The sequence below is a fragment of the Acetobacter sp. AC2005 genome, assembly GCF_037901235.1.
GTDB lineage: Bacteria > Pseudomonadota > Alphaproteobacteria > Acetobacterales > Acetobacteraceae > Acetobacter > Acetobacter oryzoeni.
Genome location: NZ_CP149628.1, coordinates 32,218 through 58,994, shown reverse-complemented (window position 1 = coordinate 58,994; position 26,777 = coordinate 32,218). Strand labels below are relative to the sequence as shown.

20 protein-coding genes and 7 pseudogenes are annotated in these 26,777 nt (G+C 54.9%); 15 read left to right on the top strand and 12 right to left on the bottom strand.

What is annotated here, in order from left to right; genetic code table 11:
- Window positions 1-201: 201 nt before the first annotated feature.
- A pseudogene (locus tag QQM41_RS15260) lies at window positions 202-803 on the top strand (IS1380-like element IS1380A family transposase); the annotation flags it as partial.
- A 261-nt stretch (window positions 804-1,064) separates the two neighbouring features.
- Here QQM41_RS15260 and QQM41_RS15255 read toward each other — a convergent pair.
- Window positions 1,065-2,087, bottom strand: a complete 1,023-nt coding sequence (locus tag QQM41_RS15255; RefSeq protein WP_339076906.1) for an IS110 family transposase — start codon at window positions 2,085-2,087, stop codon at window positions 1,065-1,067.
- 87 nt (window positions 2,088-2,174) lie between these two features.
- Here QQM41_RS15255 and QQM41_RS15250 point away from each other — a divergent pair.
- The 5 genes and pseudogenes from QQM41_RS15250 to QQM41_RS15230 form a co-directional block, all read left to right on the top strand.
- Window positions 2,175-2,966 (top strand): annotated as a pseudogene (locus tag QQM41_RS15250) (IS1380-like element IS1380A family transposase); the annotation flags it as partial.
- A 944-nt stretch (window positions 2,967-3,910) separates the two neighbouring features.
- Complete coding sequence (locus tag QQM41_RS15245) at window positions 3,911-4,087, top strand: hypothetical protein (protein WP_157885570.1); 177 nt, start codon at window positions 3,911-3,913, stop codon at window positions 4,085-4,087.
- Window positions 4,088-4,672: 585 nt separating this feature from the next.
- Window positions 4,673-5,767 (top strand): Fic family protein, encoded by a 1,095-nt coding sequence (locus QQM41_RS15240; protein ID WP_339078295.1) that lies wholly within the window; start codon window positions 4,673-4,675, stop codon window positions 5,765-5,767.
- 39 nt (window positions 5,768-5,806) lie between these two features.
- Window positions 5,807-7,282 (top strand): annotated as a pseudogene (locus tag QQM41_RS15235) (DNA methyltransferase); the annotation flags it as partial.
- A 37-nt stretch (window positions 7,283-7,319) separates the two neighbouring features.
- Window positions 7,320-7,972, top strand: a pseudogene (locus QQM41_RS15230) (IS5 family transposase); the annotation flags it as partial.
- A 26-nt stretch (window positions 7,973-7,998) separates the two neighbouring features.
- Here the strand turns inward: QQM41_RS15230 and QQM41_RS15225 are convergent.
- Window positions 7,999-8,613, bottom strand: a complete 615-nt coding sequence (locus tag QQM41_RS15225; RefSeq protein WP_010512305.1) for a recombinase family protein — start codon at window positions 8,611-8,613, stop codon at window positions 7,999-8,001.
- A 125-nt stretch (window positions 8,614-8,738) separates the two neighbouring features.
- Between QQM41_RS15225 and QQM41_RS15220 the strand changes: the two genes are divergently transcribed.
- From QQM41_RS15220 to QQM41_RS15210, 3 genes are all read left to right on the top strand, one after another.
- Complete coding sequence (locus tag QQM41_RS15220) at window positions 8,739-11,630, top strand: Tn3 family transposase (RefSeq protein ID WP_061507276.1); 2,892 nt, start codon at window positions 8,739-8,741, stop codon at window positions 11,628-11,630.
- A 156-nt stretch (window positions 11,631-11,786) separates the two neighbouring features.
- A complete protein-coding gene (locus QQM41_RS15215) occupies window positions 11,787-11,993 on the top strand; it encodes a replication initiation protein (protein ID WP_339078294.1) in 207 nt (68 codons plus the stop codon).
- A 308-nt stretch (window positions 11,994-12,301) separates the two neighbouring features.
- Window positions 12,302-12,514 (top strand): hypothetical protein, encoded by a 213-nt coding sequence (locus tag QQM41_RS15210; protein ID WP_339078293.1) that lies wholly within the window; start codon window positions 12,302-12,304, stop codon window positions 12,512-12,514.
- Window positions 12,515-12,574: 60 nt separating this feature from the next.
- On the opposite strand, the gene QQM41_RS15205 is transcribed toward QQM41_RS15210, so the two are convergent.
- Entirely contained in the window at window positions 12,575-12,877 is a 303-nt protein-coding gene (locus QQM41_RS15205; protein WP_339078292.1) for a hypothetical protein, read from the bottom strand.
- A gap of 585 nt (window positions 12,878-13,462) precedes the next feature.
- On the opposite strand from QQM41_RS15205, the gene QQM41_RS15770 reads away from it, so the two are divergent.
- Window positions 13,463-14,125 carry a replication initiation protein gene (locus QQM41_RS15770; RefSeq protein ID WP_408874591.1) on the top strand — a complete coding sequence of 221 codons (663 nt, stop codon included), beginning with the start codon at window positions 13,463-13,465 and terminating at the stop codon, window positions 14,123-14,125.
- On the opposite strand, the gene QQM41_RS15200 is transcribed toward QQM41_RS15770, so the two are convergent.
- Entirely contained in the window at window positions 14,109-17,000 is a 2,892-nt protein-coding gene (locus QQM41_RS15200) for a Tn3 family transposase (protein ID WP_061507276.1), read from the bottom strand. The genes QQM41_RS15770 and QQM41_RS15200 overlap by 17 nt on opposite strands.
- A 125-nt stretch (window positions 17,001-17,125) precedes the next feature.
- Here QQM41_RS15200 and QQM41_RS15195 point away from each other — a divergent pair, with 125 nt between their 5' ends.
- Window positions 17,126-17,740 carry a recombinase family protein gene (locus QQM41_RS15195; protein WP_010512305.1) on the top strand — a complete coding sequence of 205 codons (615 nt, stop codon included), beginning with the start codon at window positions 17,126-17,128 and terminating at the stop codon, window positions 17,738-17,740.
- On the opposite strand, the gene QQM41_RS15190 is transcribed toward QQM41_RS15195, so the two are convergent.
- The 3 genes and pseudogenes from QQM41_RS15190 to QQM41_RS15180 form a co-directional block, all read right to left on the bottom strand.
- Window positions 17,710-18,003: a transposase gene (locus QQM41_RS15190; RefSeq protein WP_339078291.1), complete on the bottom strand. Its 294-nt coding sequence runs from the start codon at window positions 18,001-18,003 to the stop codon at window positions 17,710-17,712. The two genes, QQM41_RS15195 and QQM41_RS15190, sit on opposite strands and share 31 nt — an antisense overlap.
- Window positions 17,939-18,916: a transposase gene (locus tag QQM41_RS15185; RefSeq protein WP_339078290.1), complete on the bottom strand. Its 978-nt coding sequence runs from the start codon at window positions 18,914-18,916 to the stop codon at window positions 17,939-17,941. Before QQM41_RS15185 ends, QQM41_RS15190 begins: the two co-directional genes overlap by 65 nt.
- Window positions 18,917-19,231: 315 nt before the next feature.
- A pseudogene (locus QQM41_RS15180) lies at window positions 19,232-19,894 on the bottom strand (transposase); the annotation flags it as partial.
- 103 nt (window positions 19,895-19,997) lie between these two features.
- Between QQM41_RS15180 and QQM41_RS15175 the strand changes: the two are divergent.
- A complete protein-coding gene (locus QQM41_RS15175) occupies window positions 19,998-20,207 on the top strand; it encodes a DUF6118 family protein (RefSeq protein ID WP_339078289.1) in 210 nt (69 codons plus the stop codon).
- A gap of 76 nt (window positions 20,208-20,283) precedes the next feature.
- Here QQM41_RS15175 and QQM41_RS15170 read toward each other — a convergent pair.
- From QQM41_RS15170 to QQM41_RS15160, 3 genes and pseudogenes are all read right to left on the bottom strand, one after another.
- Window positions 20,284-21,351, bottom strand: a pseudogene (locus tag QQM41_RS15170) (Hint domain-containing protein); the annotation flags it as partial.
- 31 nt (window positions 21,352-21,382) lie between these two features.
- Window positions 21,383-22,207 carry an IS5-like element IS12528 family transposase gene (locus QQM41_RS15165; protein WP_011251455.1) on the bottom strand — a complete coding sequence of 275 codons (825 nt, stop codon included), beginning with the start codon at window positions 22,205-22,207 and terminating at the stop codon, window positions 21,383-21,385.
- Window positions 22,140-22,967 carry a hypothetical protein gene (locus QQM41_RS15160; protein WP_339078288.1) on the bottom strand — a complete coding sequence of 276 codons (828 nt, stop codon included), beginning with the start codon at window positions 22,965-22,967 and terminating at the stop codon, window positions 22,140-22,142. Before QQM41_RS15160 ends, QQM41_RS15165 begins: the two co-directional genes overlap by 68 nt.
- Window positions 22,968-23,248: 281 nt before the next feature.
- Between QQM41_RS15160 and QQM41_RS15155 the strand changes: the two are divergent.
- The 3 genes and pseudogenes from QQM41_RS15155 to QQM41_RS15145 all read left to right on the top strand — a co-directional run bounded on the left by QQM41_RS15155 (window position 23,249) and on the right by QQM41_RS15145 (window position 24,819).
- Window positions 23,249-23,865: pseudogene (locus QQM41_RS15155) on the top strand (recombinase family protein).
- Between the two features lie 40 nt (window positions 23,866-23,905).
- A complete protein-coding gene (locus QQM41_RS15150; RefSeq protein ID WP_006559416.1) occupies window positions 23,906-24,541 on the top strand; it encodes a ParA family protein in 636 nt (211 codons plus the stop codon).
- Window positions 24,541-24,819: a ribbon-helix-helix domain-containing protein gene (locus QQM41_RS15145; protein WP_238527069.1), complete on the top strand. Its 279-nt coding sequence runs from the start codon at window positions 24,541-24,543 to the stop codon at window positions 24,817-24,819. Before QQM41_RS15150 ends, QQM41_RS15145 begins: the two co-directional genes overlap by 1 nt.
- 43 nt (window positions 24,820-24,862) lie before the next feature.
- Here the strand turns inward: QQM41_RS15145 and QQM41_RS15140 are convergent, their stop codons facing one another.
- Both QQM41_RS15140 and QQM41_RS15135 read right to left on the bottom strand, forming a co-directional pair.
- A complete protein-coding gene (locus QQM41_RS15140; RefSeq protein WP_339078287.1) occupies window positions 24,863-25,963 on the bottom strand; it encodes a replication initiator protein A in 1,101 nt (366 codons plus the stop codon).
- 544 nt (window positions 25,964-26,507) lie between these two features.
- Window positions 26,508-26,699, bottom strand: coding sequence for a hypothetical protein (locus QQM41_RS15135; protein WP_006560440.1), 192 nt, complete (start codon window positions 26,697-26,699; stop codon window positions 26,508-26,510).
- Between the last annotated feature and the right edge of the window lie 78 nt (window positions 26,700-26,777).

Below are 26,777 nucleotides of genomic sequence, written 5' to 3'. Positions count from 1 at the left end.
GACGAGGCACAACGCATTATAATTTGTGGCATGTATCTCTTACGAAACAGTGCCAATATCTACACCCCAGTGACGCATCCGGCGCTCGCCCCGCCACAGGATGTCGACGCGGAAATCTCACAGAAGGGTTGTACATCGGGTTAGATTATGAAAAAGTCTGTTTTGCACAAAAGAAATTTCCATAATCATCAAGAAAACCCGATGCAGACAGAGTGTAGCGCAGGCCGTATGAGTTTCCAGCCTCCTGTGGACGGCGTGTTGTGGCCCGTTTTGACGGGGGTCGCATGAGTTCGGATGGGGGCGTCATTCTGGTGAAGCAGGCTGATGACATTCTGGGTCTCAGCCGCCGCTTTGCTGCCTGTTTTCGCGATAAGCGGCATCCCGGCTTTGTGGAATACCGGGTTGAAGACCTTGTCCGTCAGCGGATCATGGGCCTGGCACTGGGCTATGAAGATCTCAATGATCACGATGCCCTGCGGCATGACCTGATCTTTGGTCTGGCCTCGGGCCGTCTGTCAGGAGGCCGGGCAAACTGCGCAGCATTGGCTGGCAAATCTACACTGAACCGGTTGGAGCGCAGTGGGCAGCAGGCAGATCGTTACTGTCGGATCATTGCTGATCATGAGGCCCTGGCTACCCTGTTCGTCACGCTCTTCCTTGACCAGCATGAGCACGCACCCGCCCGGATCGTTCTGGATGTGGATGCCACCGATGACCGTATCCATGGCCATCAGGAAGGCCGCGCCTTTCATGGATATTACGGCCATAACTGCTATCTTCCCCTGTATGTCTTCTTCTGTGGTTGCCGTCCGTTATGCAAGAGTTTTCTGACCCATATTGACGTGTGATCGTGTGCGGTCTTCTGTAAGGCCTGTTGATGTGGCCTTTCAGAAGCCACTGGCCGGTATGGTGATCAGCGGATCAGATCCAAATCTGCGGGGCGTGCTTGAAAGTACGAAAAGACATACTGGTTTTTCCGATCCGGATCAAACGATCATGCGCCCATTCAGGTCATCGCCCTCTCACACCCCTACCGGTTCCATCCGCGGGAGCCGAGCCATCGCTCAGGCTGCCACGGACAGGGCCGGATCCCGATAATCCTCCTGTTTCGTTGCCATGGCCCAGATTGCCCTTGCCATCCTGTTGGCCAGGGCAATCGCTACCAGCATACGGGGCTTGCGGGCCAGCATCCGTGCCAGCCAGCTTCCCGGTGCTGGGCCCTTGCGACTGGCCCAGTTCACCTGGGTCATGGCACCCATGATGAGAAGCCTGCGGATATCAGCCTGTCCGGCTTTTGATATCCTCCCCAGCCTTTCCTTTCCGCCAGATGAGAACTGCCGGGGCACCAGTCCCAGCCACGCAGCAAAGTCGCGCCCGCGCCGGAAGGTCTGCAGGTCAGGCGCAAAAGCCTCAACCGCAAGAGCGGTCAGAGGACCCACTCCAGGCATGCTCTGCAATCTGCAGGCGGTTTCACTTCCCTGGGCAAGCATCCTGATCTTCTTTGTTCTGGCATCAATTCGCACACTCTGCTCCGAAATCTGTTGCAGCAGATCAAGGCATTCCTGCCTTACAAGCTCTGGCAGAACTGCCTCATCCAGCATGGCCTCAATGCGTTTGATATGCGCAATCCCCTGTGGCACGACGAGACCGAATTCATACAGAACGGCACGCAGGGCATTCACCAGTTCCGTGCGTTGGTGCACCAGACGCTCGCGGGAGCGAAAGAGAACGCTTCGGGCCTGCTGCGCTTGAGTGCGCGGTTCGACAAAGCGCATTTCCGGCTGACGGGCCGCAATGACGATCGCTTCCGCGTCGGCAGCATCGTTCTTCTGCCGCTTCACGAAAGGCTTCACATACTGCGGAGCGATCAGTCTGACCTCGTGACCAGATGCCGCCAGTTCGCGGGCCCAGTAATGCGCGCTCCCGCACGCTTCAAGAACGACCAGAGCAGGCGGCTGCGTTGCCATGAACTGCATAAACTGCTGACGACGCAGCTTTTTGCGAAACATCACCTCGCCCGCACGCGAAGCTCCATGAACCTGGAAAATGGTCTTTGCCAGATCAACGCCAATCACTGTATCCTTCATCTGCCGTCCTTTCACGCGGTTGTTTTTACTCAACGACCATTCTGGCACATTGCGATGCCGTGCGGGGAGGACGGCAACCACCCCATCTGCGGGGACCATCTCCTCAGCGCTACCCTGCGCACGGCAGACAGGGACCCGGGGAAGGAAGCACTGGCAGACATCCGCCGGATCGTGGAGCAGATCAGGAGCCGTTGGCCCCGGGTGCGTATCCTGGTGCGTGGGGACAGCGGTTTCGCCCGGGACAGTCTGATGACATGGTGCGAAGACAACCACGTTGACTTCCTGTTCGGGCTTGCAGGCAACACCCGCCTGTATGACCGGATTGCCTCTTTGTCCGCTGAGGTTCGTGACGAAGCCGCCACGACAGGCAGAGCTGCGCGCGGTTTCGCCTCCTTTGACTGGATCACAAAGGACAGCTGGACGCGCCGCAGGCGGGTCGTGGCCAAGGCCGAATGGCGCCACGGCAACCGCTATCATCGCTTTATTGTCACCACGCTACCGCAGGGAATGTCCGACCCTCGCCATCTCTACGAACAGATTTACTGCGCACGCGGGGATATGGAAAACCGCATCAAGGAATGCCAGATGGATCTGTTCTCAGACAGGACCTCGTCCCACACCATCCGGGCCAACCAGCTCCGGCTGTGGTTCTCGGCCGCAGCCTATGTCCTGCTGACCGCTCTGCAAAGACTGGCCCTTGGCCAGACCAGCCTGGAGACGGCGACCTGTGGCACCATACGCGCACGACTGCTCAAAATCGCGACACGTGTAACGCTCAGCGTCCGTCGGATTGTCCTGTTCATGCCGGACATGTTCCCCTGTCAGCACGAATTCGCCCTCGCTCATGCACGATTGCGAAGGCTCCGGCAGGCCATCTGAAGAAACAGACAGTGCACAGACCACATAGCTTCCACCAACACTGCCTTCTCAGGCCGTGACACCCTCACTGCGTTCAGAACCCGCCGCCAGAAGCAGAATATCGTCAATATTCCAGATCGGGCTCCTGTGGGATGACTGAATTCTACAAAATGACCCGAAATTGCCTCAAGTGTGAGAAATCCGCGTCGAACGCTACCGATTTCGGCATAAGCACGTCTTTCACAGTAGGGACTCTGCGAGAGCGTTCCATAGGTGTTCACCCCAAGCGTACGCAACACGCACTTTCGTGCGCCAGTCTGTCCACATCGGACAGGAAAAGGCTTTTCAACGTATGCCGAGGGATAGCGTTGTGATCGTGAGAGAGGGCTGGAACTCGATTTTTTACTAAGGTCACGGTCGATCTTTCAACCCTGCGGACCTATCTCCTCTTGAGGGGAAACCCAGAACTGGGTTATCTCTTACCCCTCGGAAGTAGCAGGCCCACCGGGTGTAGGTCACGGGGTGGGTTTGTTGGAAGGCTCGGTGTTGCTGCACCGGGCCTTCCCCGTTTCTGGGGCCATGATTGGCCGAAACTTCCCAGAAGGCAACCCCAGCCGCTCCCCAAAGGGAGCGGTTACTAACCGTCCCCCTTTCTCCGTTTACCCTTACATGCAGCCAAAATCCGCAAAGGGAGCCAAGATTCTGGCTCCCTTTTCCGCCTGCCCGTCCCTGGCGGCGGAGCCGCCCGCACTGAGGGTGCAATGGTGTATGAAGACCCTGAAATATGTGTGGTCAAAGTGTGGACAGATCATAGGTCAGAATGAGGTCGGAAGTTAGGTCAATGCAGGGGCAAATCGATAGTCAGTGCTAGGTCTAGATGAGGTCGGTGTATGAAGGGCCGAAATTAGGTGGAGCGGAAACCCCACAGAAATGGAACACTTCTGGCGCAGATTGGAGGAAAATTGATGGAAGAGTGCGAACGCCGTCGACGGGCAGTCGAAGAAGCTAGGGCTTCCAATTTCCGGCAAGGCTATGTTCACGACGCCCTACTTGAGGACGCGAACGCCCGATTCATTCAAGGCCTGATCTCTCTTGAAGAGTTACGCGCTGATATGCGTGAGGCCATCGAAAATAGGCTCTAACCTCGTGTTGCCGTCTCATTGCCGTAGGGGTTCCGATGGGTTCGTCGTAGGGTTGCCGTAGCCTTGCCGTTGGGGTTGCCGCATGATTGCCGCCGGGTCTGCCGTAGGGTTTTTTAGGGCCTTCATACACCATTGCACCCTCAGTGCGGCGGCTTCGCTGTCAGGATCAGGCCGGTGGAGAAAGGGTGTGGTTATTAACCACATCCTTTTACAAAATTAGGCTTATATTGAGGATACACAAACAAAGGGAGTCAGGATTCTGGCTCCCTTTGGAAAGGGTGTCGGGATTACCGACATTATGCATCAAGGTAGCCGTGTGGCTTCTTTGTCAGATGAATAGACTGATGTGTTGCATGTCTGATGGAGACGTCTTTCTGTCTGGAAAATTGTTAAAAAGGAAACATTCCCGGGAGAGAGCGAAATCTTACGTTAAGCAGGAAAGGTCATGTTGCACTGACCTGATACAGGAGGTTGCTTTGGAATTTGGGAGTTAGCAGACCGTCATATGTCAAAGAAACCGGATTTCTTTGACGGATCATTCTGACGTGTTAGAAAAAACACATATTGCTACCACGTCAGGATGTCATGTTAACGCCAACCTACCTTATTCGACCTTTGCCGCCTCAGACGGACATAGAAACGGTTCCGGTTCTCAGGGCGCTGGTCGAGGCCAATAAGGCTCTGGCGGAACTGAAGGGGCGGGCGGCAACCATTCCCAATCAGGGGATCCTGATTGATACGCTGGCTTTGCAGGAAGCCAAGGCGTCTTCGGAAATCGAGAATATCGTCACCACCCAGGATGAACTTTTCCAGGCCGATCTGTTTCCAGAGGGGCCGGACTCAGTGGCGGCCAAGGAAGTCGCTCTGTATCGCGATGCCCTGCATCTTGGGTTTCAGCAGCTGAAAGAAACCGACGGGCTGATCCTGAACAAGGGGCTGATCGCGATTTTCCAGAGGCTCAAGAAGCGGAGTGATGGGTTTCGAAACACCCCGGGAACGGCCCTGAAGAACGAGCGCACGGGGGAAGTGGTCTTTGTGCCGCCTCAGGATGGGCGGGAGATTATCGGGCATATGTCGGATCTGGAGCGCTTCGTGAATGATGACGGGCTCTGTGACCTGGATCCGCTCATCAAGATGGCCCTGATCCACCATCAGTTTGAGAGCATCCATCCTTTCCCCGATGGGAATGGCCGTGTCGGGCGGATTCTGAATGTGTTGTATCTGACCCGGACCGGTCTTCTGGATATCCCGATCCTCTATTTGTCGCGCTACATCACACGCCATAAGGATGAATATTATCGTCTGTTGCAGAAGGTGCGGGATGAAGGCGCATGGGAAGCGTGGATCCTCTACATGCTGCGTGCCGTGGCCGAGACATCCAGGATCACTCTGGAGCTGATTGAGGGCATGTGGGCGCAGATGGCCACCATGAAGCAGCGGATGCGCACGGAACTGCCCAAGATTTACAGCCAGGAGCTGCTGAACAACCTGTTCCGGCACCCTTACACGAAAATCGAGTATGTCCAGTCGGACCTGAGTATCGCGCGTCAGACGGCAGGGAAATATCTCGATCAGCTCTCAGAGAAAGGTCTGCTGTCCAAGCACCGCTCAGGGCGGAGCAATTATTATATCAACGCACCTCTGGTCCGCCTCTTCCTGGAGGTGTCAGGTGGCGCATGAGGTGTATGATCTGTTTTTCGAACGTATGGAATTTTATGCATGAATCCTGTTGAGATTGAAGAAGCTGTCTCCCGGATTGCCGAAGCCCCTTTTAATCCCGGGGAATTTCCTTTCGAGTTCCTGCAAGCGTTCGGAAACCGCGATGTCACGATCAAGCGGCTTCGCAAGGATAACCGCTCGGACGTTTCTGGAGCAGTGCTTCAGCGTAACAACATTCATTTAGCAGTCTGCCCAGAAGGCCAGGTTGCCCAGACCCTGAACCTGCTTCGGGAAAGCCCCAAGACCCAGTCGGCCAAGGCACGGTTTCTGTTGGCCACGGATGGGGTGACGTTTGAGGCGGAAGACCGCACGGAAGATGAGCACATTACAGATGTGTTCACGCATCTGGCCGATCGGTTCGGGTTTTTCCTGCCCCTGGCGGGCATTACGACCGTTCAGAAGATCAAGAACAACCCGATCGACGTTAAGGCTACGTCACGTCTGAACCGTCTTTATGTTGAGCTTCTGAAGGAAAACCCCGACTGGGCAACGGAAGAACGCCGCCACGACATGAACCATTTCATGGCGCGTCTCATCTTCTGCTTTTTTGCCGAGGATACCGGGATCTTCCTGAACAATCTGTTCACCAGAACCATTCAGACCATGACGGAGGGGGCCACGGATCAGACGCATGAGGTCATGGCTGAGTTGTTCAGGACGATGGATCTGGATACGCGCAATGACGACCGCGAAAAGGGCGGGGTTAAATCCTGGGCCAGGGATTTCCCGTATGTAAACGGGAACCTGTTTTCCGGGACAACGGACTGCCCGAAATTTAACAAACTGGCCCGCACCTATCTTCTGCGTGCCGGGGAGCTGAACTGGGCGCAGATTAACCCGGATATCTTCGGGTCCATGATCCAGGCCGTGGCCGATGAAGGAGAGCGCGGTGCGCTGGGGATGCACTACACCAGCGTGCCCAACATCCGCAAAGTGCTTAATCCGCTGTTTCTGGATAGCCTGCGTGAGGAGCTGGAAAAGGCAGGCCAGAATACTCAAAAGCTGCATGCCCTGAAGGTGCGTCTGTCCAGCATTCGGGTGTTTGACCCAGCCTGTGGATCGGGCAATTTCCTGGTGATTGCCTATAAGGACATGCGGGATATTCAGAGCGAGATTGATGACCGGCTGAAGATCGAGCGGGCGGAACGGAAATCCGTCATCCCGCTGGCCAATTTCTATGGGATTGAGATCCGTGATTTTGCGGTGGAAATCGCGCGCCTGTCTCTTCTGATCGCTGAGTTCCAGAGTGATGAAATCCATATCGACCAGAAACAGGCCCGCCTGAATGTGCTGCCCCTGAAGGATACAGGACACATCGTATGCGGAAATGCATTGGAGAAAGACTGGTTTAAAATATGCCCAATTCAAAAAGATTCTGAGACATATATCTGTGGCAATCCTCCATATGTTGGAGATAAGAAGCAAACAAAATATCAAAAAGAGGATATTGAAAGAAATTTTCAGAATTTAACTAGGGCCTGTTAGATCTTGAATTTCTTCCCATATTGTAGGGATGGAAGAAGGAGACAGAACAGGCACCTTTACGGACGAGACATGGGCGATCTGGGAACCTCTGATTGAGGAGGTTCGCCCGAGGGGCAAGACGCCGCCACATGATCTGCGGCGGACGATAGCAGCGATTTTCTGGCGTCATGAGAATGGCGCGAAATGGCGGAGTATCCCCGCTGAACTGGGTCCGTGGTGGCGGGCTGCGCAGCTTTTCATCCGCTGGGCGAAGCTCGGCGTATGGGAGCGGCTGCTCGCACTGGTTCAGGAACAACAGGGAGTGGCATTCGGAATGACTTTTCTGGATGGCACGAACATCAGGGCTCACCACAAAGCGGCGGGAGCCCAAAAAAAGGGGCCTCTTTCGAAGAGCGAGACCATCGTGAAGCACTTGGCCGCTCTCGCGGCGGCTATGGCACAAAAGTCTGCGTGATCGCTGATGGACATGGAAAAGCCTTCGGTTTTGCGCTGGCCCCTGGACAGGCTCATGAACTGCCTCTGGCACCAGCCATGCTCGACAGCCTTCCCGCCACTCCCCTGTGGGTAGTAGCGGACAAGGGTTACGCGTCGAATGCCTTTCGTGAACGGATATGGGACATGGGAGCACGGCCAGCCATTCCCGCGAAACGACGCGATGGCCCGGTCGCCTGCCCCAAATGGGGTCGTTTGCGGGAGGGGGCGAAATCCTACGCTAAGCTGAGAACGCGCTTCCCATAATCCCTGAGCTCGCCCTTCGGTCCGACATATCTGTATAGAGTGACGCGCTCGATCCCGAGTTCCTTGCACAGATCGGAAACAGACGTGTCGCGCTGCGCCATGGCGGCCTGGGCGAGACGCACCTGTGCTTTGGTCAGGGCGAATTTTCGCCCTCCCTTTCGTCCGCGCGCTCTGGCTGCGGCAAGGCCAGCCATGGTGCGCTCGCGGATCAGATCCCGCTCGAACTCGGCCAGAGTGGCAAAGATACCGAACACCATGCGGCCGGATGCGGTTGTGGTGTCGATCTGAGCGCCTTTTCCGGTCAGCACACGCAGGCCGATCCTGCGGTCTGACAGATCCTTCACGGTGTTGACCAGGTGGGCGAGCGAGCGCCCGAGGCGATCGAGTTTCCAGACCACCAGCACATCGCCGTCGCGCAAGGATTTGAGGCATGCAGCTAAGCCGGGCCGATCATCGCGGCTACCGGATGCACGATCATCATAAATATTACCTGGCTCGATACCGGCGGCACGCAGGGCGTCGTGCTGGAGGTCGAGGGATTGGGAACCATCGGCTTTGGAGACGCGGGCATATCCGATCAGCATGTTTCTTAAACGTTGGTTTGAAGCGGTGACGAACATGAGCACATAAGCTTGCACTATTGTGTATCTTAACCAGCATCGCAATCAAACTATCTCAAACCTTACCTTGGAAAGAATAAGGAGCATGTATGCCGCGTCGCGTGACCCTGACCGATCGACAGCGCGAGGCGCTGTTTCACTTACCGGTCGATCAAGGTGATCTGCTGCGGCACTATACCCTTAGCGATGAGGATCTCGGGCATATCCGCCAGCGCCGGCGCGCCCACAACCGTTTCGGCTTCGCGCTGCAACTGTGCGTCCTGCGCTACCCGGGCCGGGTACTCACCCCTGGCGAGCTGATCCCGGCACAGGTATCGGATTTCATCGCGGCCCAGCTCGGGCTGAGCCGTGACGATCTACTCCTCTATGCCGCGCGCGAGGAGACCCGGCATGAGCATCTGGCGGACCTACGCCGGATCTACGGCTATCGCTCCTTTTCGGGGCGGGGCGCACGGGATTTGCGCGATTGGATCGCTCGGGAAGCCGAGGCGGCGACATCGAATGAGGATCTTGCCCGTCGCTTCGTTGCAGAGTGTCGCCGCACCCGCACAATCCTTCCCGGTTTCTCAACGATTGAGCGCCTTTGTGCCGATGCACTGGTCAAGGCCGAACGCAGGATCGAAGATCGTATCGCCCATCGCATAACACCAGCCCTGAGCGAGAATTTGGCTCATCTGTTAGAGAATACGGTGGATGGTCGCATCACCCGCTTCGTATGGCTGCGACAGTTCGAAGTTGGCGCAAATTCGGCGGCGGCCAATCGGCTGATGGATCGACTGGAATATCTCCACAAGTTCGATCTTCCGGCAGATTTGCTGGACGGCGTTCCCGCGCATCGTGTGACCCGCCTTCGCCGGCAGGGCGAGCGCTATTACGCCGACGGCATGCGCGATCTGCCCGAAGGCAGGCGGCTTGCAATCCTCGCTGTCTGCACCATGGAATGGCGGTCATCTCTGGCTGATGTCATCGTGGAGACCCACGATCGCATCGTAGGCCGTCTCTATCGGGTCTCCGAACGCCTTTGCAGCACCAAGATCGCCGACGAAAAGGCGGCCGTTCGGGACACGCTGAAGTCTTTTGCTGAAATCGGTGGTGCTTTGCTTGGAGCGCAGGACGATGGCGCATCCCTGGACGGGATAATCACCACCGGTCCAGGCTGGGAACGGTTCAGAACCCTTGTCGCCACGGCCTCTGCGTTGACCAATGTGCTCGCTGCCGACCCGCTCAGCCGTGTGCTGGACGGCTATCATCGCTTCCGCCTCTATGCGCCCAGGATGCTGCGCCTGCTCGACATGCAGGCGGCGCCGATTGCCAAGCCTCTTCTGACGGCTATCGCGCTGCTACAGAGCGGGATCAAATCCGATCCTCCTATGGATTTTCTACGTCCCAACTCCAAATGGCATCGCCATCTTCGCGCTGCGCCCGCCGGCGACTACCGACTTTGGGAAATCGCGGTGCTGTTCCATATCCGCGACGCTTTCCGGTCCGGCGACATATGGCTGGCAAAATCGCGCCGCTATGGCGACCTCAAGCAGATCCTGGTCCCGCCACAGGCGATAGAGCAGACCGCGCGGTTCGCTGTGCCGCTGCAACCCGGCGAATGGCTTGCCGAGCGCAGGGCTCGACTGGATACACAACTGAAGGCGCTTGGCCGCGCGGCGCGAACCGGTACGATCCCAGGCGGCATCATCGAGAACGGCAAGCTGCACATCGACAAGCTGAAGGCTGACACACCCGAAGGCACTGAGGATCTCGTACTCGATCTCTATCAACAGCTCCCGTCCACGAGGATCACCGATTTGTTGCTGGAAGTCGATGAGCGAACCGGATTCTCCGAGGCTTTCACGCATCTGCGCACTGGCGTGCCTTGCCGCGACCAGATCGGCCTGATGAACGTGTTGTTGGCGGAAGGCGTCAATCTTGGTCTACGCAAGATGGCAGCGGCGACCAATACGCACAGCTTCTGGGAATTGCTGCGGATCGCACGCTGGCATGTCGAAGGCAGCGCCTATGATCGGGCGCTCGCCATGATCGTGGAAGCCCATGCCGCTCTGCCTATGTCCGCCTTCTGGGGACAAGGGAAATCCGCATCCAGCGACGGGCAGTTCTTCCTTGCTACCGAGCAGGGCGAAGCGATGAATCTGATCAACGCGAAATATGGCAACGTCCCAGGCCTCAAGGGATACAGCCATGTGTCCGATCAATATGCACCCTTCGCTACCCAGGTCATCCCGGCAACGGTCAGCGAGGCACCTTATATACTCGATGGGCTGCTCATGAATGACGCAGGCCGCCGCGTCCGCCAGCATTTTGCCGACACGGGTGGCTTTACCGATCATGTGTTCGCCGCCAGCTCCTTGCTCGGCTACAGGTTCGCACCGCGTATCCGAGATCTCTCTCAGAAAAGACTCTATGCCTTCACGCCCAACGCGACGCCCGCCAATGTGCGAGCGCTGGTTGGCGGCAAAATCAATGAACCGCTCATCGAGCGCAACTGGCCCGACATCCTGCGCGTCACGGCAACGATCGCAGCGGGCATCGTCGCCCCCAGCCAGATTCTTCGCAAGCTCGCTTCCTACCCGCGCCAGAATGAGCTGGCCCTCGCATTGCGGGAGATCGGTCGCATCGAGCGCACCCTGTTCATGATCGACTGGATTCTCGACGCCGGTCTCCAGCGCCAGGCTCAGATCGGTCTCAACAAGGGCGAGGCCCATCATGCCCTCAAGCGCGCCATCAGCTTCCATCGTCGAGGTGAGATACGCGACCGCTCAGGCGAAGGGCAGCACTATCGTATTGCCGGCATGAACCTGCTCGCCGCCATCATCATCTTCTGGAACACCATGAAACTCGGGGAGGTCGTGGACAGACGCGCCGTGGACGGCATCATCATCCCGCCTGATCTCCTCGCCCATGTCTCACCGCTGGGATGGGAACACATCAACCTCACCGGCGAATATCGCTGGCCTAAATCCTTAGCGTAGGATTTCGCCCCCTCCCGCAAACGACCCCTAATTGGCCTCAAGAAGCAGTTTACGACTTATCAGCTACAGCAAGCCCATGCTTTGCGCTCAGTCTACTCCTGGCGCCTTCTAGAGCTTCTTACACGCTACAAAACTACCGGGTGGGCCGAATACAGCGTGGAAGACTTTGCAGCCTCTATGAACGCCACAGAGAAACAAAAATCAGACTTCGGAAAAATACGAACGAAAATTATTCAGCCCGCCGTGAAAGAGCTGATTGAGAAAGATAACTGGGAGATAAAATGGCGACCGATTAAAGCTGGTAGACGGGTTGCTAAGATACGATTTGACTTCAAGCAGAGTGATCAGGGCAAACTTTTCTGATGCCTCTCCCAGAGACAAAACATCTCGATACCGATGCACACAAACAAAAGTTTGTATAAGTGCGCCCTTCTTAGAAAGGATCATTTTTACCAAGCCCTCGCACCAAGTGGGTGCAATGGTCTGTCAAAATTTTGTCCCCACCTGTGACCCTGTTATGACCCTGATTGTCCCCGATCATGTCCCCGGGTTTGTCCCCGGGCTTGTCCCCGGGCTTGTCCCCTCTGTCCCCGCTCAACTTTCTAACCCTGTCTCTTTTGCACCTTCTTTCGTATCCTTTCCTCTACGAGGCCAACATAAACGGATATCCGATGACAGGTTCTGACAGACCATTGCATTCGTATGCGGCAGACCATTTGATTACTTTCGACGCCATCGAGGCCGCACGTGATCCTGAAGTGCAAACTGCATTGCTTGAAATGGCGCGAGAAGACGGTTCAGAAGTCGGCATAATGCACGCACTAAATGTCATCACCGAAGCTAAAAGGCGATGCTCCACGACCGAGAAAACGGGCAGAAGCTAAACCTTTCAATCACACTCAATTTTGCATGCACTGATAGTGCTGCCGGATCAGCCAGCTACGCTATGCAGCAAGTTTAAGGGGAGGTTTGACATCCGCTTCTAAGGCTTTTGCACGGGCTTTTTTTCCGAGGCTACGGCTTATTGCAACACGCTTCCCGTAAACTATTCCCTGCTCTTCTGGACGAATATGGCGTCGGCCAGCCTGAATAGGGCTGATGCCTTTCATGCAGTAACGGGCAACACCCATAACACCATAGATTTCTTTTATATTAATACAGCCGCCCAAGTCTTTTATTGGTCCAACAATATTCTCAATCCACTTTGGAAGTTTTTTCTCAAATTCTTCGCGCAATTCTTCCGGCATATAGAGGCACCAGTGGAAATGCTTACCTCCTTTAGATTCGGCTACCCATGTGTAGATAGCAGGACCGTAAGGGGCTTTTCCTTTCCGCACAGCCTTTACTGATTGATATCGGAACCACCGGTTAAACCTATCGCTAACTAGTCGCTGCATAGCGTAGCTGGCTGATCCGGCAGCACTATCAGTGCATGCAAAATTGAGTGTGATTGAAAGGTTTAGCTTCTGCCCGTTTTCTCGGTCGTGGAGCATCGCCTTTAGATAAGCCGTTGCCTGTTTTCCGCTAATATATCGGCTACCCACCACTCTTCGATCACCCTATTTTGTCGCTGTTTGGGTTCCTTATACTAAATAAGGTGTCTGAGTGCTTCTGCTTTTGTTTCTTGAGTGTTGAAATTGCTCAATTAACTCCCCTTAAGCAAAAACAATCTGCCACCTAACTTCTGTGTTCAAATGACGAGCGAGCGCGGAGCGGGAGCGCCGTAGGCCGGCGTAGCCGTCGGCATAGGCTTTTACCCACAAGCCGATTGGTTTTTTTCTTGTTTTTACTTGTTTATAGGTAATTTATCCTTTCAAATCATATAGTTATATATGCCTTATCTCCCTTTTTCCGGGTTTAATCTCCCTTTTTCCGGGTTGATCTCCCTTTTTCCGGGTTTAATCCACAATTCTCCCTTTGATATTTTTGGGGAGAATTGCTCTATTCTCTCTCCATTCGAGCACGGGCGATCAACCCGGAGAGTGGGAGAGTTATTCATGCCTCCAAAGACCGAACCAGCCTTGACGAACTATCGCCCTGATAACCCTAACAGACCTTCCGGGGAGCGATGGGTGACGATGAGCAATGCTCTGATTCGAGCAGGTCACGGCCTCACTCTGGCCGAGAAGCGAATAGTGATGTGTGCCGTATCAAAGCTCGACAGTCGAACCGCTTTGAAAGCAGGGGAACTACCACGCACTAAAATCACTGCCTCAGAATATGCCGAGATAGCTTCCTGCAAAATGAATGCTGCTTACGAAGCACTCCAAGAGGCCACCAAGACACTCTTCAATCGGAAGATCACTTTCTACGAACCCCCTGCTCTGCAAAGCTCCAGATCAACTCATGCCATTCGCACAGAAATGAGATGGGTCGGCCGATGCCGATACCATGCTGGGGAAGGATGGGTTGAACTCGTATGGTGGCCAGATCTGCTTCCGTCTCTAATTGGGGTCGTTTGCGGGAGGGGGCGAAATCCTACGCTAAGGATTTAGGCCAGCGATATTCGCCGGTGAGGTTGATGTGTTCCCATCCCAGCGGTGAGACATGGGCGAGGAGATCAGGCGGGATGATGATGCCGTCCACGGCGCGTCTGTCCACGACCTCCCCGAGTTTCATGGTGTTCCAGAAGATGATGATGGCGGCGAGCAGGTTCATGCCGGCAATACGATAGTGCTGCCCTTCGCCTGAGCGGTCGCGTATCTCACCTCGACGATGGAAGCTGATGGCGCGCTTGAGGGCATGATGGGCCTCGCCCTTGTTGAGACCGATCTGAGCCTGGCGCTGGAGACCGGCGTCGAGAATCCAGTCGATCATGAACAGGGTGCGCTCGATGCGACCGATCTCCCGCAATGCGAGGGCCAGCTCATTCTGGCGCGGGTAGGAAGCGAGCTTGCGAAGAATCTGGCTGGGGGCGACGATGCCCGCTGCGATCGTTGCCGTGACGCGCAGGATGTCGGGCCAGTTGCGCTCGATGAGCGGTTCATTGATTTTGCCGCCAACCAGCGCTCGCACATTGGCGGGCGTCGCGTTGGGCGTGAAGGCATAGAGTCTTTTCTGAGAGAGATCTCGGATACGCGGTGCGAACCTGTAGCCGAGCAAGGAGCTGGCGGCGAACACATGATCGGTAAAGCCACCCGTGTCGGCAAAATGCTGGCGGACGCGGCGGCCTGCGTCATTCATGAGCAGCCCATCGAGTATATAAGGTGCCTCGCTGACCGTTGCCGGGATGACCTGGGTAGCGAAGGGTGCATATTGATCGGACACATGGCTGTATCCCTTGAGGCCTGGGACGTTGCCATATTTCGCGTTGATCAGATTCATCGCTTCGCCCTGCTCGGTAGCAAGGAAGAACTGCCCGTCGCTGGATGCGGATTTCCCTTGTCCCCAGAAGGCGGACATAGGCAGAGCGGCATGGGCTTCCACGATCATGGCGAGCGCCCGATCATAGGCGCTGCCTTCGACATGCCAGCGTGCGATCCGCAGCAATTCCCAGAAGCTGTGCGTATTGGTCGCCGCTGCCATCTTGCGTAGACCAAGATTGACGCCTTCCGCCAACAACACGTTCATCAGGCCGATCTGGTCGCGGCAAGGCACGCCAGTGCGCAGATGCGTGAAAGCCTCGGAGAATCCGGTTCGCTCATCGACTTCCAGCAACAAATCGGTGATCCTCGTGGACGGGAGCTGTTGATAGAGATCGAGTACGAGATCCTCAGTGCCTTCGGGTGTGTCAGCCTTCAGCTTGTCGATGTGCAGCTTGCCGTTCTCGATGATGCCGCCTGGGATCGTACCGGTTCGCGCCGCGCGGCCAAGCGCCTTCAGTTGTGTATCCAGTCGAGCCCTGCGCTCGGCAAGCCATTCGCCGGGTTGCAGCGGCACAGCGAACCGCGCGGTCTGCTCTATCGCCTGTGGCGGGACCAGGATCTGCTTGAGGTCGCCATAGCGGCGCGATTTTGCCAGCCATATGTCGCCGGACCGGAAAGCGTCGCGGATATGGAACAGCACCGCGATTTCCCAAAGTCGGTAGTCGCCGGCGGGCGCAGCGCGAAGATGGCGATGCCATTTGGAGTTGGGACGTAGAAAATCCATAGGAGGATCGGATTTGATCCCGCTCTGTAGCAGCGCGATAGCCGTCAGAAGAGGCTTGGCAATCGGCGCCGCCTGCATGTCGAGCAGGCGCAGCATCCTGGGCGCATAGAGGCGGAAGCGATGATAGCCGTCCAGCACACGGCTGAGCGGGTCGGCAGCGAGCACATTGGTCAACGCAGAGGCCGTGGCGACAAGGGTTCTGAACCGTTCCCAGCCTGGACCGGTGGTGATTATCCCGTCCAGGGATGCGCCATCGTCCTGCGCTCCAAGCAAAGCACCACCGATTTCAGCAAAAGACTTCAGCGTGTCCCGAACGGCCGCCTTTTCGTCGGCGATCTTGGTGCTGCAAAGGCGTTCGGAGACCCGATAGAGACGGCCTACGATGCGATCGTGGGTCTCCACGATGACATCAGCCAGAGATGACCGCCATTCCATGGTGCAGACAGCGAGGATTGCAAGCCGCCTGCCTTCGGGCAGATCGCGCATGCCGTCGGCGTAATAGCGCTCGCCCTGCCGGCGAAGGCGGGTCACACGATGCGCGGGAACGCCGTCCAGCAAATCTGCCGGAAGATCGAACTTGTGGAGATATTCCAGTCGATCCATCAGCCGATTGGCCGCCGCCGAATTTGCGCCAACTTCGAACTGTCGCAGCCATACGAAGCGGGTGATGCGACCATCCACCGTATTCTCTAACAGATGAGCCAAATTCTCGCTCAGGGCTGGTGTTATGCGATGGGCGATACGATCTTCGATCCTGCGTTCGGCCTTGACCAGTGCATCGGCACAAAGGCGCTCAATCGTTGAGAAACCGGGAAGGATTGTGCGGGTGCGGCGACACTCTGCAACGAAGCGACGGGCAAGATCCTCATTCGATGTCGCCGCCTCGGCTTCCCGAGCGATCCAATCGCGCAAATCCCGTGCGCCCCGCCCCGAAAAGGAGCGATAGCCGTAGATCCGGCGTAGGTCCGCCAGATGCTCATGCCGGGTCTCCTCGCGCGCGGCATAGAGGAGTAGATCGTCACGGCTCAGCCCGAGCTGGGCCGCGATGAAATCCGATACCTGTGCCGGGATCAGCTCGCCAGGGGTGAGTACCCGGCCCGGGTAGCGCAGGACGCACAGTTGCAGCGCGAAGCCGAAACGGTTGTGGGCGCGCCGGCGCTGGCGGATATGCCCGAGATCCTCATCGCTAAGGGTATAGTGCCGCAGCAGATCACCTTGATCGACCGGTAAGTGAAACAGCGCCTCGCGCTGTCGATCGGTCAGGGTCACGCGACGCGGCATACATGCTCCTTATTCTTTCCAAGGTAAGGTTTGAGATAGTTTGATTGCGATGCTGGTTAAGATACACAATAGTGCAAGCTTATGTGCTCATGTTCGTCACCGCTTCAAACCAACGTTTAAGAAACATGCTGATCGGATATGCCCGCGTCTCCAAAGCCGATGGTTCCCAATCCCTCGACCTCCAGCACGACGCCCTGCGTGCCGCCGGTATCGAGCCAGGTAATATTTATGATGATCGTGCATCCGGTAGCCGCGATGATCGGCCCGGCTTAGCTGCATGCCTCAAATCCTTGCGCGACGGCGATGTGCTGGTGGTCTGGAAACTCGATCGCCTCGGGCGCTCGCTCGCCCACCTGGTCAACACCGTGAAGGATCTGTCAGACCGCAGGATCGGCCTGCGTGTGCTGACCGGAAAAGGCGCTCAGATCGACACCACAACCGCATCCGGCCGCATGGTGTTCGGTATCTTTGCCACTCTGGCCGAGTTCGAGCGGGATCTGATCCGCGAGCGCACCATGGCTGGCCTTGCCGCAGCCAGAGCGCGCGGACGAAAGGGAGGGCGAAAATTCGCCCTGACCAAAGCACAGGTGCGTCTCGCCCAGGCCGCCATGGCGCAGCGCGACACGTCTGTTTCCGATCTGTGCAAGGAACTCGGGATCGAGCGCGTCACTCTATACAGATATGTCGGACCGAAGGGCGAGCTCAGGGATTATGGGAAGCGCGTTCTCAGCTTAGCGTAGGATTTCGCCCCCTCCCGCAAACGACCCCATAAAGCCTGTTTGTGATGATGACCTTTCACTGTCATCAGCCTCCAATAAAGTTCTGCCAGTTCAGGATCTGTTTTTCGTGCCGTATCAGCAGCAAGATAAAGTGCTTGTTTGATGCGGTTATTGCCACCCTGGGTCAGGGTCTGGCCCGCTCGCTCCACACCACCACTATCAGCCCTTCTGGGAAACAGGCCACAAAAACCCCGTAAATGTTTTTTCAGAATGAAACCGCTCAATGTTCTGCAAGATACCAATCAGGGTCGGCGCGAGATGACGGCCGACACCCGGAATACTGAGCACAAGACCCTGTGGGTCGAGGTGTTTGTAGAGGTCAGCAATATGCCGCTCAAGATCTCCAACAGTCTGAATTTTCGCCAGAACATTCTTAATTTCCATCGCGATCTCGAACTGCAGTTCCGAAAAATCAATGTGTGTCCCATGAAGGTCCTGAGCGTATTGCGCCGCTTCACGCAACCCTGTGATCAGCGTTTCCACAAAGGGCCCACTGCGCGGATGGTTCCCTCCCGCATGGGCTGCAACATATTTGGCGAGCGTCGTACGACGCGCCTTCAAAACATCCGAGGGGTGAAACCATTTCTGCAACAGGGCCAAAGAGAGCCGCGTTCCTAAGTCGGGCAAGACTGCTTCAAGCCTGGGGGATGCCCAACGAATGAGATCAAGCAAACGCCGCCTGGCATCCGCGATCTCGTTCTGAAAGCGGCTTCTCTGTTTGGTCAGACGTTGAAGAGCGTGGCTTCGTGGATCCGGAATATGGACTGGATCAAGGCGTGGTCCACCAAATGATGGCATGGCCGCCAGGATCTGGGCATCAGCCATATCTGTTTTGGCGTGTTCGGAAAGGTAACGGCGTAGAGCCTTGACCCGCTTTCCCTTGACGCGGGCTACGGTGACGCCAGCATCCGCAAGGTGGTGGGCAACAGGAAACCAGCTCATACCGGTTGGCTCCATGATGGCCTGAATGTGGTCATCCGCCCTCAGCCCCATCACGGCAGTCTGAACAAAGGCGGCAAGTGAGGGCTGATCATGCCTGAAACGAATTGCACGGCCATTAGGGCGGCCATCGTCATAGATCTGAGCGAGGTGATCTCCGCGAATGGCCAGATCAATACCAATGGTACGGAATGTCATGGTCGATCCTTTCTGGTGAGGGAACCAACGCTGCGGTCACAGTCAGGTGTGTCATTCGTGGCCGATCAACTTCACTCAAAGCAGACGCCACAATCATGTTACTCTTGCCCCGTCAGCGCGGCCGGGCCGGGTTCATGCTTCACGGAGACGAGACGATCGGCGGATCTCTCAGGGATTTTAGCCCCGAACCGGCCTGGTTCATCCTGACAGTATAGACCCGGTTCCCGGCATGCCGGGAACCGGGTCTGATCCACAAGCACGTTTTCGAAGCCTGCGCTTCTCTGACTTTCTCCATGGCATCAAACCCGGCACCGCTATCGATACCTGCGATTTATAGCCAAAGAACGGGATGGCGAGATCGCTGGATGGCATGGTTCCATCATCCTGCCGCTTCGCCTTCGTGAACTTCAGTGTCCATCGCGCATGACGATCCTTGTGCGACAGCTTTGCGGGTTTGTCCTGCCAGTCTTCAGGAATACGTCCTTCCCGAAGATCGGCTTTCTCTGCATTGGTGTTCCGCTGCTTCGGAGCCGCTACCAGCGTGGCATCCAGGATCTGGCCTGACATCGGCAAATACCCGGCGTTGCGCAGGGTGGCATCAAAGCGGTTGAACAGCCCATCGATCGCACCCGCCTGGGTCAGACGCTTTTGACACAGCCAGACCGTTTTGGCATCCGGCACCCGATCTGAAAGTCCCAGACCAAGGAAACGCATAAAGGAGAGGCGATCGTTGATCAGATATTCCGTCCGCTCATCAGACAAATTGTTGAGCGTCTGGATCACCAGGATCTTGAACATCAGCACAGGATCAAATGGCGGTCGTCCGCCTTTGCTGCCGTCAGAATACGCCAGAGCCTTCTCCAGGTCAGGGCGGAAGACTTCAAAATCCACAGTCCGGGAAAATGCTTCGAGCTGATCACCAAGCCCGCTCAAGCGGGCAAGCCGCTCTTCAACGTCAAAAAATCCCGTCTGCTTCATACCGCCATTCCCTCAGTCAGAACCGGACGAATGGAATCACAGAGCTGGTTTCAAAACCAGCGGGTTTTTCGAACCCTCCACCTGGAAGAATTTTGATGAGCGTGTGGCTTCGTTCATTGTTGGGGGGCAGGATCGGTGGGAGTCCGCAATAGCTATGATGAAGGATGCCCGGCCTAAGCAATGGAGCGGTTTTATGTGGGAGGATCAGCTGATGCAGGATAATCACTCAAAGATCCAGGACTGTCAGATCGCAGCGACCCAGGCCGGACACCCGAAGTCTTGTGTGATTACGGTGAAGCCGGATGCACAGTAGTATTTGATGAGAAATAAATTTTCATAAGAAAAGGGCTTTCCCGGTAAGGAGAAAGCCCCGATTTTCACCTGCTCTGTTAACAGGGATCAAGCGGTCTGTTTTTCACATCAGAAGTCTGATGAGTATTGAGCAGATAGGGGCCTGCGGCACGGATAGTCATGGAGAGAATGCCCATTTTACCGTGTGTCAGGTGATCACCTAACGGGAGCTCAGCATTCCCATTGGTCCATGCGCAGTCCGTCCAGTCGGTATCGTGCCAACCCGAAGGTTTTTCGTCCTGAAGGTGAGAAGTAATATCGAACTGCTGTTTGGCACATTGAAGCTGCACATCTGCTACGGCCACGCCCATATAGCGACGATCATCGACAAACGGGCCAATCACGTCTGATGGACGGGTAGAACGCGAGACGATCCCGCACAGACTCTGTATTTGGTGGTAGCATGAAGCTGTAGTGATGCGCGGTCTTACGCATGGGACGGATCACAGCGCCTGTCTGAGTGATAAGATGTAGGTCAGGATCCGTTGTCGTTTCGATTTTTGTCGTCGAGATCTTGGTGCCCACAACACTGTTTTCACGCCATTCCAGAGCCCGGAAGAGCGGTTCTACAAAGGAGCGTTCCACGCCCAATGGCGCACCGGCATCATCGGCCCAGTTCTTTACCGCTCCGCGCAGAGTTGCGATTTTGCCTTCCTGACGGAAGGATGAACGGTTCCCGGTATCAAGATAGCTTTCTGTGAGCATGCCATCAGCGGTGATGACAGAATGCTGTTCTGTTTCTACGTGATAGTAATCGTAAGAAGTAATGGACTTGTCATAGAATAGACACACCATTGACCAGCATACGAACGGGGACAAAACGGTCTCTGAAGAACAAGCAATGTTCGGCAGTAATCAGCATGTCTTTATAGGGAACGCCGTCAGAGATCGCGTTCTTGATTACGCGACCGGCAGCCTGCCTCATCGTCGGGGAGGTCAAATCGTACTTTGCAGTGTCCTTTGCCTGTCCATATGACTGGACGAATGACATCCTGATTGTTTCGCCAGTCAAAAGTAACGACTTGATCGCCAATCTGGATATCTTCTACTGCAACATCACCTTTCGATGTACGGATCATGCTGCCAGATAGGAAGCAGACAAGGACAGCACTTGTTCCTAAGTGCCCTTTTGGAAATTCACGGATGAGCGTTTCGGCGTAGCATGAGGCTTCCCATGGCGATGTGGATCATGGCCTCTGCGACGTCGATCCGCTGTTCGTAGTCCTTCACAAGGCGACGCCAGCGGATCATCCAACCGAAGGTCCGTTCCACAACCCACCGACGCGGCAGGATTTCAAACCCTTTTGCTGTCTCTGACCGCCGGATGATCTCGACTGTGAAGTCGAGAAAAGTGGCCTTATCCATCAACTGGAGGCGGTCATAGGCTCCATCGGCAAACAGGTGCTTCACCCAAGGCCAGCGTTTACGAATGGCATCAAGGATCATCTGCCCTCCTGCACTGTCCGAAATATCGGCTGTTGTCAGCTGAACCAGGAGAAGGCGGCCATCCGTATCAACTGCGATGTGACGTTTCCGACCGACGATCTTCTTGCCTGCGTCATAACCACGTGTCTTTGCGTGGGGTGCCTTGATACTCTGGCTATCAATGACACCACCCGATGGACTGGTTTCGCGTCCTGCCGCTTCACGATCGAGCATCAGACAGACATCATGAATGGTCTGGAACAGGAAACGGCGCATCAGCCTGCGGAACCACCAGTAAACCGTTTGCCATGGGCCAAAATGAACCGGAAGCATCTCCCAACCGCAGCCTGAGCGCACGAGATAGCGCAGAGCATTGATGATCTCACGGAAATCGGTTGTCCGTTTCCGACCACGCCGGTTCGCAGGGGGCATCAGAGGCGCTATGCGCTCCCATTCCTCATCTGTCAGATCAGACGGATAGCGTTTCGTCTTGCGTGTAATTCCGGCCATGCGGCCTCGTTGTGCTGGCGTCCACATCCTGCCTTTGAATCACGCTCAAAACCTCTTGAAAACCTATCATAGCGAATTTCCAAAAGGGCTCTAAGCTATTGGTCGGAGAAGCGCTGATGTACAGGTTTCCACCACTTTCTTGTTGATACAGAGAGTTATTGGAAATGGTATAATCACCAGAAACTTTAACAGTAATCCCATTATCTGTTGTAATGCTTGTTGTCTTTGAAGTGCTGTCATATGTTGCATTTGTAACTTTACCAGATCCAGGTATTTCTATAGTAGATCCAGTGTTTCCAAAGCCGTGAATATTACTGAAAGTTAAAAGTGTTACACCACTAGCTGGTGTAATCACCAAGGTGCCGCCACCATCACCAAAGGTGATAGTTGAGCCGCCTAATGCACTGATTTCTGATGTTGAGAGCGTTCCTAGATTTATGGTGCCGCCGTTCTCAATTGTATAACTATTTCCGCTTAGAGCAGAAATAGCGTTATCTCCAGTAATATTTATAGTCCCACCATTGGCGGTAAAAGAAGATCCCGTTAAGGCAGCAAGAACGGTTGATGAAACATCAACTGTAACGTTTGCACCGTCTTTTGCCGTAACAAAATAGGGGTTAGCTACACTTGCTAATGAAGGTGCAAACGATAATGTATCGGTAATATCTCCGGTAAATGTTACTCCTGCTCCTCCTGCGGAAGCCACTCCGAGAACCCATCCTACGGGAAATAATGTGTAGCTACCACTGTCTGTTACAGTATTATTATATCCATAGAGAGAACTCATTTTCATAACTCCCTGATTTGCGCAAATGCTGCAATTGGCATTTTGCTCCGTTTAAACTACCGACAATGTTTAAGTTGTAAGAACAAAAAAAGCAACAAAAAACACATATTGTTAAATAAGTAACAACAAAATATTTTGCGCAAATCAAGATTTGAGTTGAAAATACACGCAATTCTTAATGAACGGAAAGATTTCGTTCCAATCAGACTATAGTCTAATTGGGACAAGCCGGAGCCACGGTGTATCAAGGACTGCATGGTGGTTTTTCCGGGAGGGTTCAAATGGGACAGCGCGCGGTCATCTATTGTCGGGTTTCTACGGCCGATCAGTCATGCGTGCGCCAGAAAGACGAGCTGAAGCGGTTTGCCGAACGCGCGGGCTATGAAGTGTCTGGCATCTTCATGGAGACAGGATCTGGCGTCCGGGTGGATCGGGCCGAGCGTCGAAAGGTCATGGCACTGGCCCAGGCTCGTGAAATTGACGCCATTCTGGTGACGGAGCTGTCCCGCTGGGGGCGCTCGACCATTGATCTCATCTCCACGCTTCAGGAACTGGAGAGCTATCGTGTTTCCCTGATTGCTATAACGGGAATGACGTTTGATCTGGCGACACCACATGGACGAATGCTGGCGACGGTTCTGGCCGGGATTGCGGAGTTCGAGCGGGATCTGATCAGCGAGCGGGTGAAGTCTGGTCTGGCCGCTGCCAGGGCGCGCGGGAAGGTTCTCGGCCGACAGAAAGGACAGCGGCCAAAGTCTGATCGTCTGGCTCCGAAGGTTCTGGCGCTGGTGGCAGAAAAGCGGAGTTATCGGTGGATCGCCCGTGATCTAGGAATCAACAGAACACTGTTGCTGCCATTGTGCAGAGAGATAAGATGAGGCCTTCTCTTCCCTCGTAGAAAGTGTATACAGGTATAAGATTATACGTGTAGGTGTAGCATGAAGGTTCTTGCTGTTCTTTCGCAGAAGGGCGGTGTCGGAAAAACGACGCTTGCAACCTGTCTCGCTGTCGCGGCTGAGCAAGCGGGTAAGGTTGTTGCTATTATTGATTTGGACCCACAGGCGACAGCCTCTTTCTGGAAAGACGTACGCCAGCTCGATACACCGGCTGTGGCTTCAATTCAGCCGATACGTTTGCCTGCAATGCTCAAAGCCTGCGCGGATGCGGGTACTGATCTTGTGATTATCGACGGAGCTGCTGTTGCGCGTGATGTAGCTTATGAAGCGGCGCGGCATGCTGACTTCGTTCTCATTCCGACGAAGACGGCCGTGTTCGATACAATGAGTATGACACACACATTGGATGTGGTTCGTCAGCTCGGTAAAGCGTTCGCTGTCGTTTTAACTTTTGTGCCCCCCCAAGGGCAGGAGACAGGGGATGCCATTAAGGCCGTGACCGAATTGGGAGCAACGGTCTGTCCGGTGACAGTAGGAAACCGCAAGGCATTTTTCCGTGCACAGGCGGCGGGACAGGCTGTGCAGGAATTCGAAGCACATGGGCCAGCAGCAAACGAAATCAAGCGTTTATACGAGTATACAGATATACAATTATACAAAAATCGGGAGGTAGTGTGATGGCGAAAAGCAATACGCTACAAGCGATGCTTGATCGCGCCAAAGGTAGTGGTGAGGCAATGCCAGCCCCTTCCCTGAAGCCAGATATATCATCCCGTAAACCTACGCTGAATGGTCGGAAGGGGACCAAGTTGATCGGTGGGCATTTTTCTCCTGAAGTCAGCACCCAGCTTCGTATTATCGCGGCCGAAGAGGGAACGACGGTTCAGGGTTTGCTTGGAGAAGCACTGGACGATCTGTTTGTGAAGAAAGGACGAAGCCGGATCGTTAGCGGTTAAGTATACATTTATACACGTATGCAATTATACACGTAGGCTGTGTCTAGCGTATAGGGTTGCGTTTGTGTCGGTTGCGGCAGAATCCAACAAATGCGGCACTGGGGTTTTGCAACTCTGGTTGTCCACTATCATTCCACCATGACACCCATTCATCATAGAGTGCGTAGACATCATATCCTGGAGCAACTCCTCTAGCGTCATGGAAACCCTCGGGATCGACAAATGGTTTCTGGAGCTTTGGCTCTATTACCTTGACGGTGTCCATCGTTTCCCGATTACGGAAAGTAACTGTGTTGCTGTTTATTTCGACAGCATAATCAGGCAAGTGGTTATTGATTGCCAAGTCACGGAGCATTGAGCGAAATACGCGAATATGGCTACTGGCCCCAGTTTTTTTCTGTAAAATTTCTATAGAAACAACCCATTTTTCCTGAGCGCCACAATGCTTGCGTGCAAGTTCGTATATTCTCCGTTCAAGTGGTTTGCGTAAACGGAAATAATCGCGATGTAATGTCAGTACACTTCGGCCTTCGATCATTCTGAATAGCCATTCGGATAGCGTTACCTTAATTTCGGACATTTGTCCGGAATTGGTCTTACGGATAATTCGCCATTCATTGATAAGGCCAAAGCCTTCGGTGATTTCTTCTCCATCAGCTTTGATGTTGGTGGTGATCCGTGTGCCTGCTAAGCGCTCAAATGCGCTCCGAAGCCGCTTATAGCCATCACCATCGGTTTGACGGTTGGTCCACACCAATAAATCGCGTGCGGTAAGGTGGAGAGTTCGATTTGGCTGCTCACCTTGATTCATTTTCGCGATAAGCTGCGAAATGCAATAGATAAGGATATCCTTGTCATGGATCGTCGCGAGCCCTTTGACGCTCGGAACGATCTCAACTGTATTGCCATTGTGCTCATATCGGAAAATGCGTCGATCAGGTTTAGTGGCAAGCGAGAAAATTGGATGTTCCATCGAGGCCATATCATCTTTGGGGATGGCATCAAGGACATCACAAATAAAAAGATCTGGTATCGGATATCGTTCCGGAAGTAGAACGGAACGTCCATCAACATTCGGGGTTTCACTGACGGTAATTGCCAGTTCGGGGTTTCGTTGACGGGTTGCTTTGATTCGGGGTTTCATTGACGATCAGTTTAGGTTCGGGGTTTCATTGACGCAAGAGCTAGATTCGGGGTTTCGTTGACGCAGATTCGGGGTTCTGGAGTCACTAGATTCGGGGTTTCGTTGACGCAAGCTGCCCCAAAACATTGTTTTTGTATTTTATTTTCAGTCAGTTACGTTTTTGTGGAAAACCCTTAACACTACTTTTAACACATAAATTAACACTCTAAGCCTGTGGATAACTTTTCATTCTCTGTAATTTTCAGCCAAATGAACCCAAGCACCGCCTCTTGGGGGCTCCGCCCCCGCCGGCTCGCGGCCTACGGCCGCCCCGATCGCGCTTCGCGCGATCTCCCACCCGGCATCCCCCTGCTCGCCCTTTCAGGGCTGCGCTAAGCAGACACGCCTACGGCGCGAAATCATAATCTGACGATGCGTTCCCGCATCGTCTCTCCATCAGCACCTTCCTCTCCCGCGTCGGCGCCTTCGGCGCCCTACGAGGCTCCCGCTCCGCGCTCGCCCAACGCCTGCAACACCAGAAGAACCGGGCAAGACCGTAATCTGCTCAAGACACACCGGTGTTCAGGCGATCATTCAGCAGCTCACGTGTTGCAACATACCCGTCAGACGCCACAGGATGGCCGTACAGGCGTTCCCGTGTGTGGTGGCTGGTTTGGTGGGCAGTAACGGGAATTGCGCTTTGTGCGGCCTCCCAGGGCGCTCTGCGGGCCTTGCCGGGGATTGATAGGCTGGCCATTTCCTGTTCGTCCGTCCAGATATTCTGCTCCTGACCTTCGGCGGGATGGTTCTAATTGAAAAACCCAAGCGTTAGGGA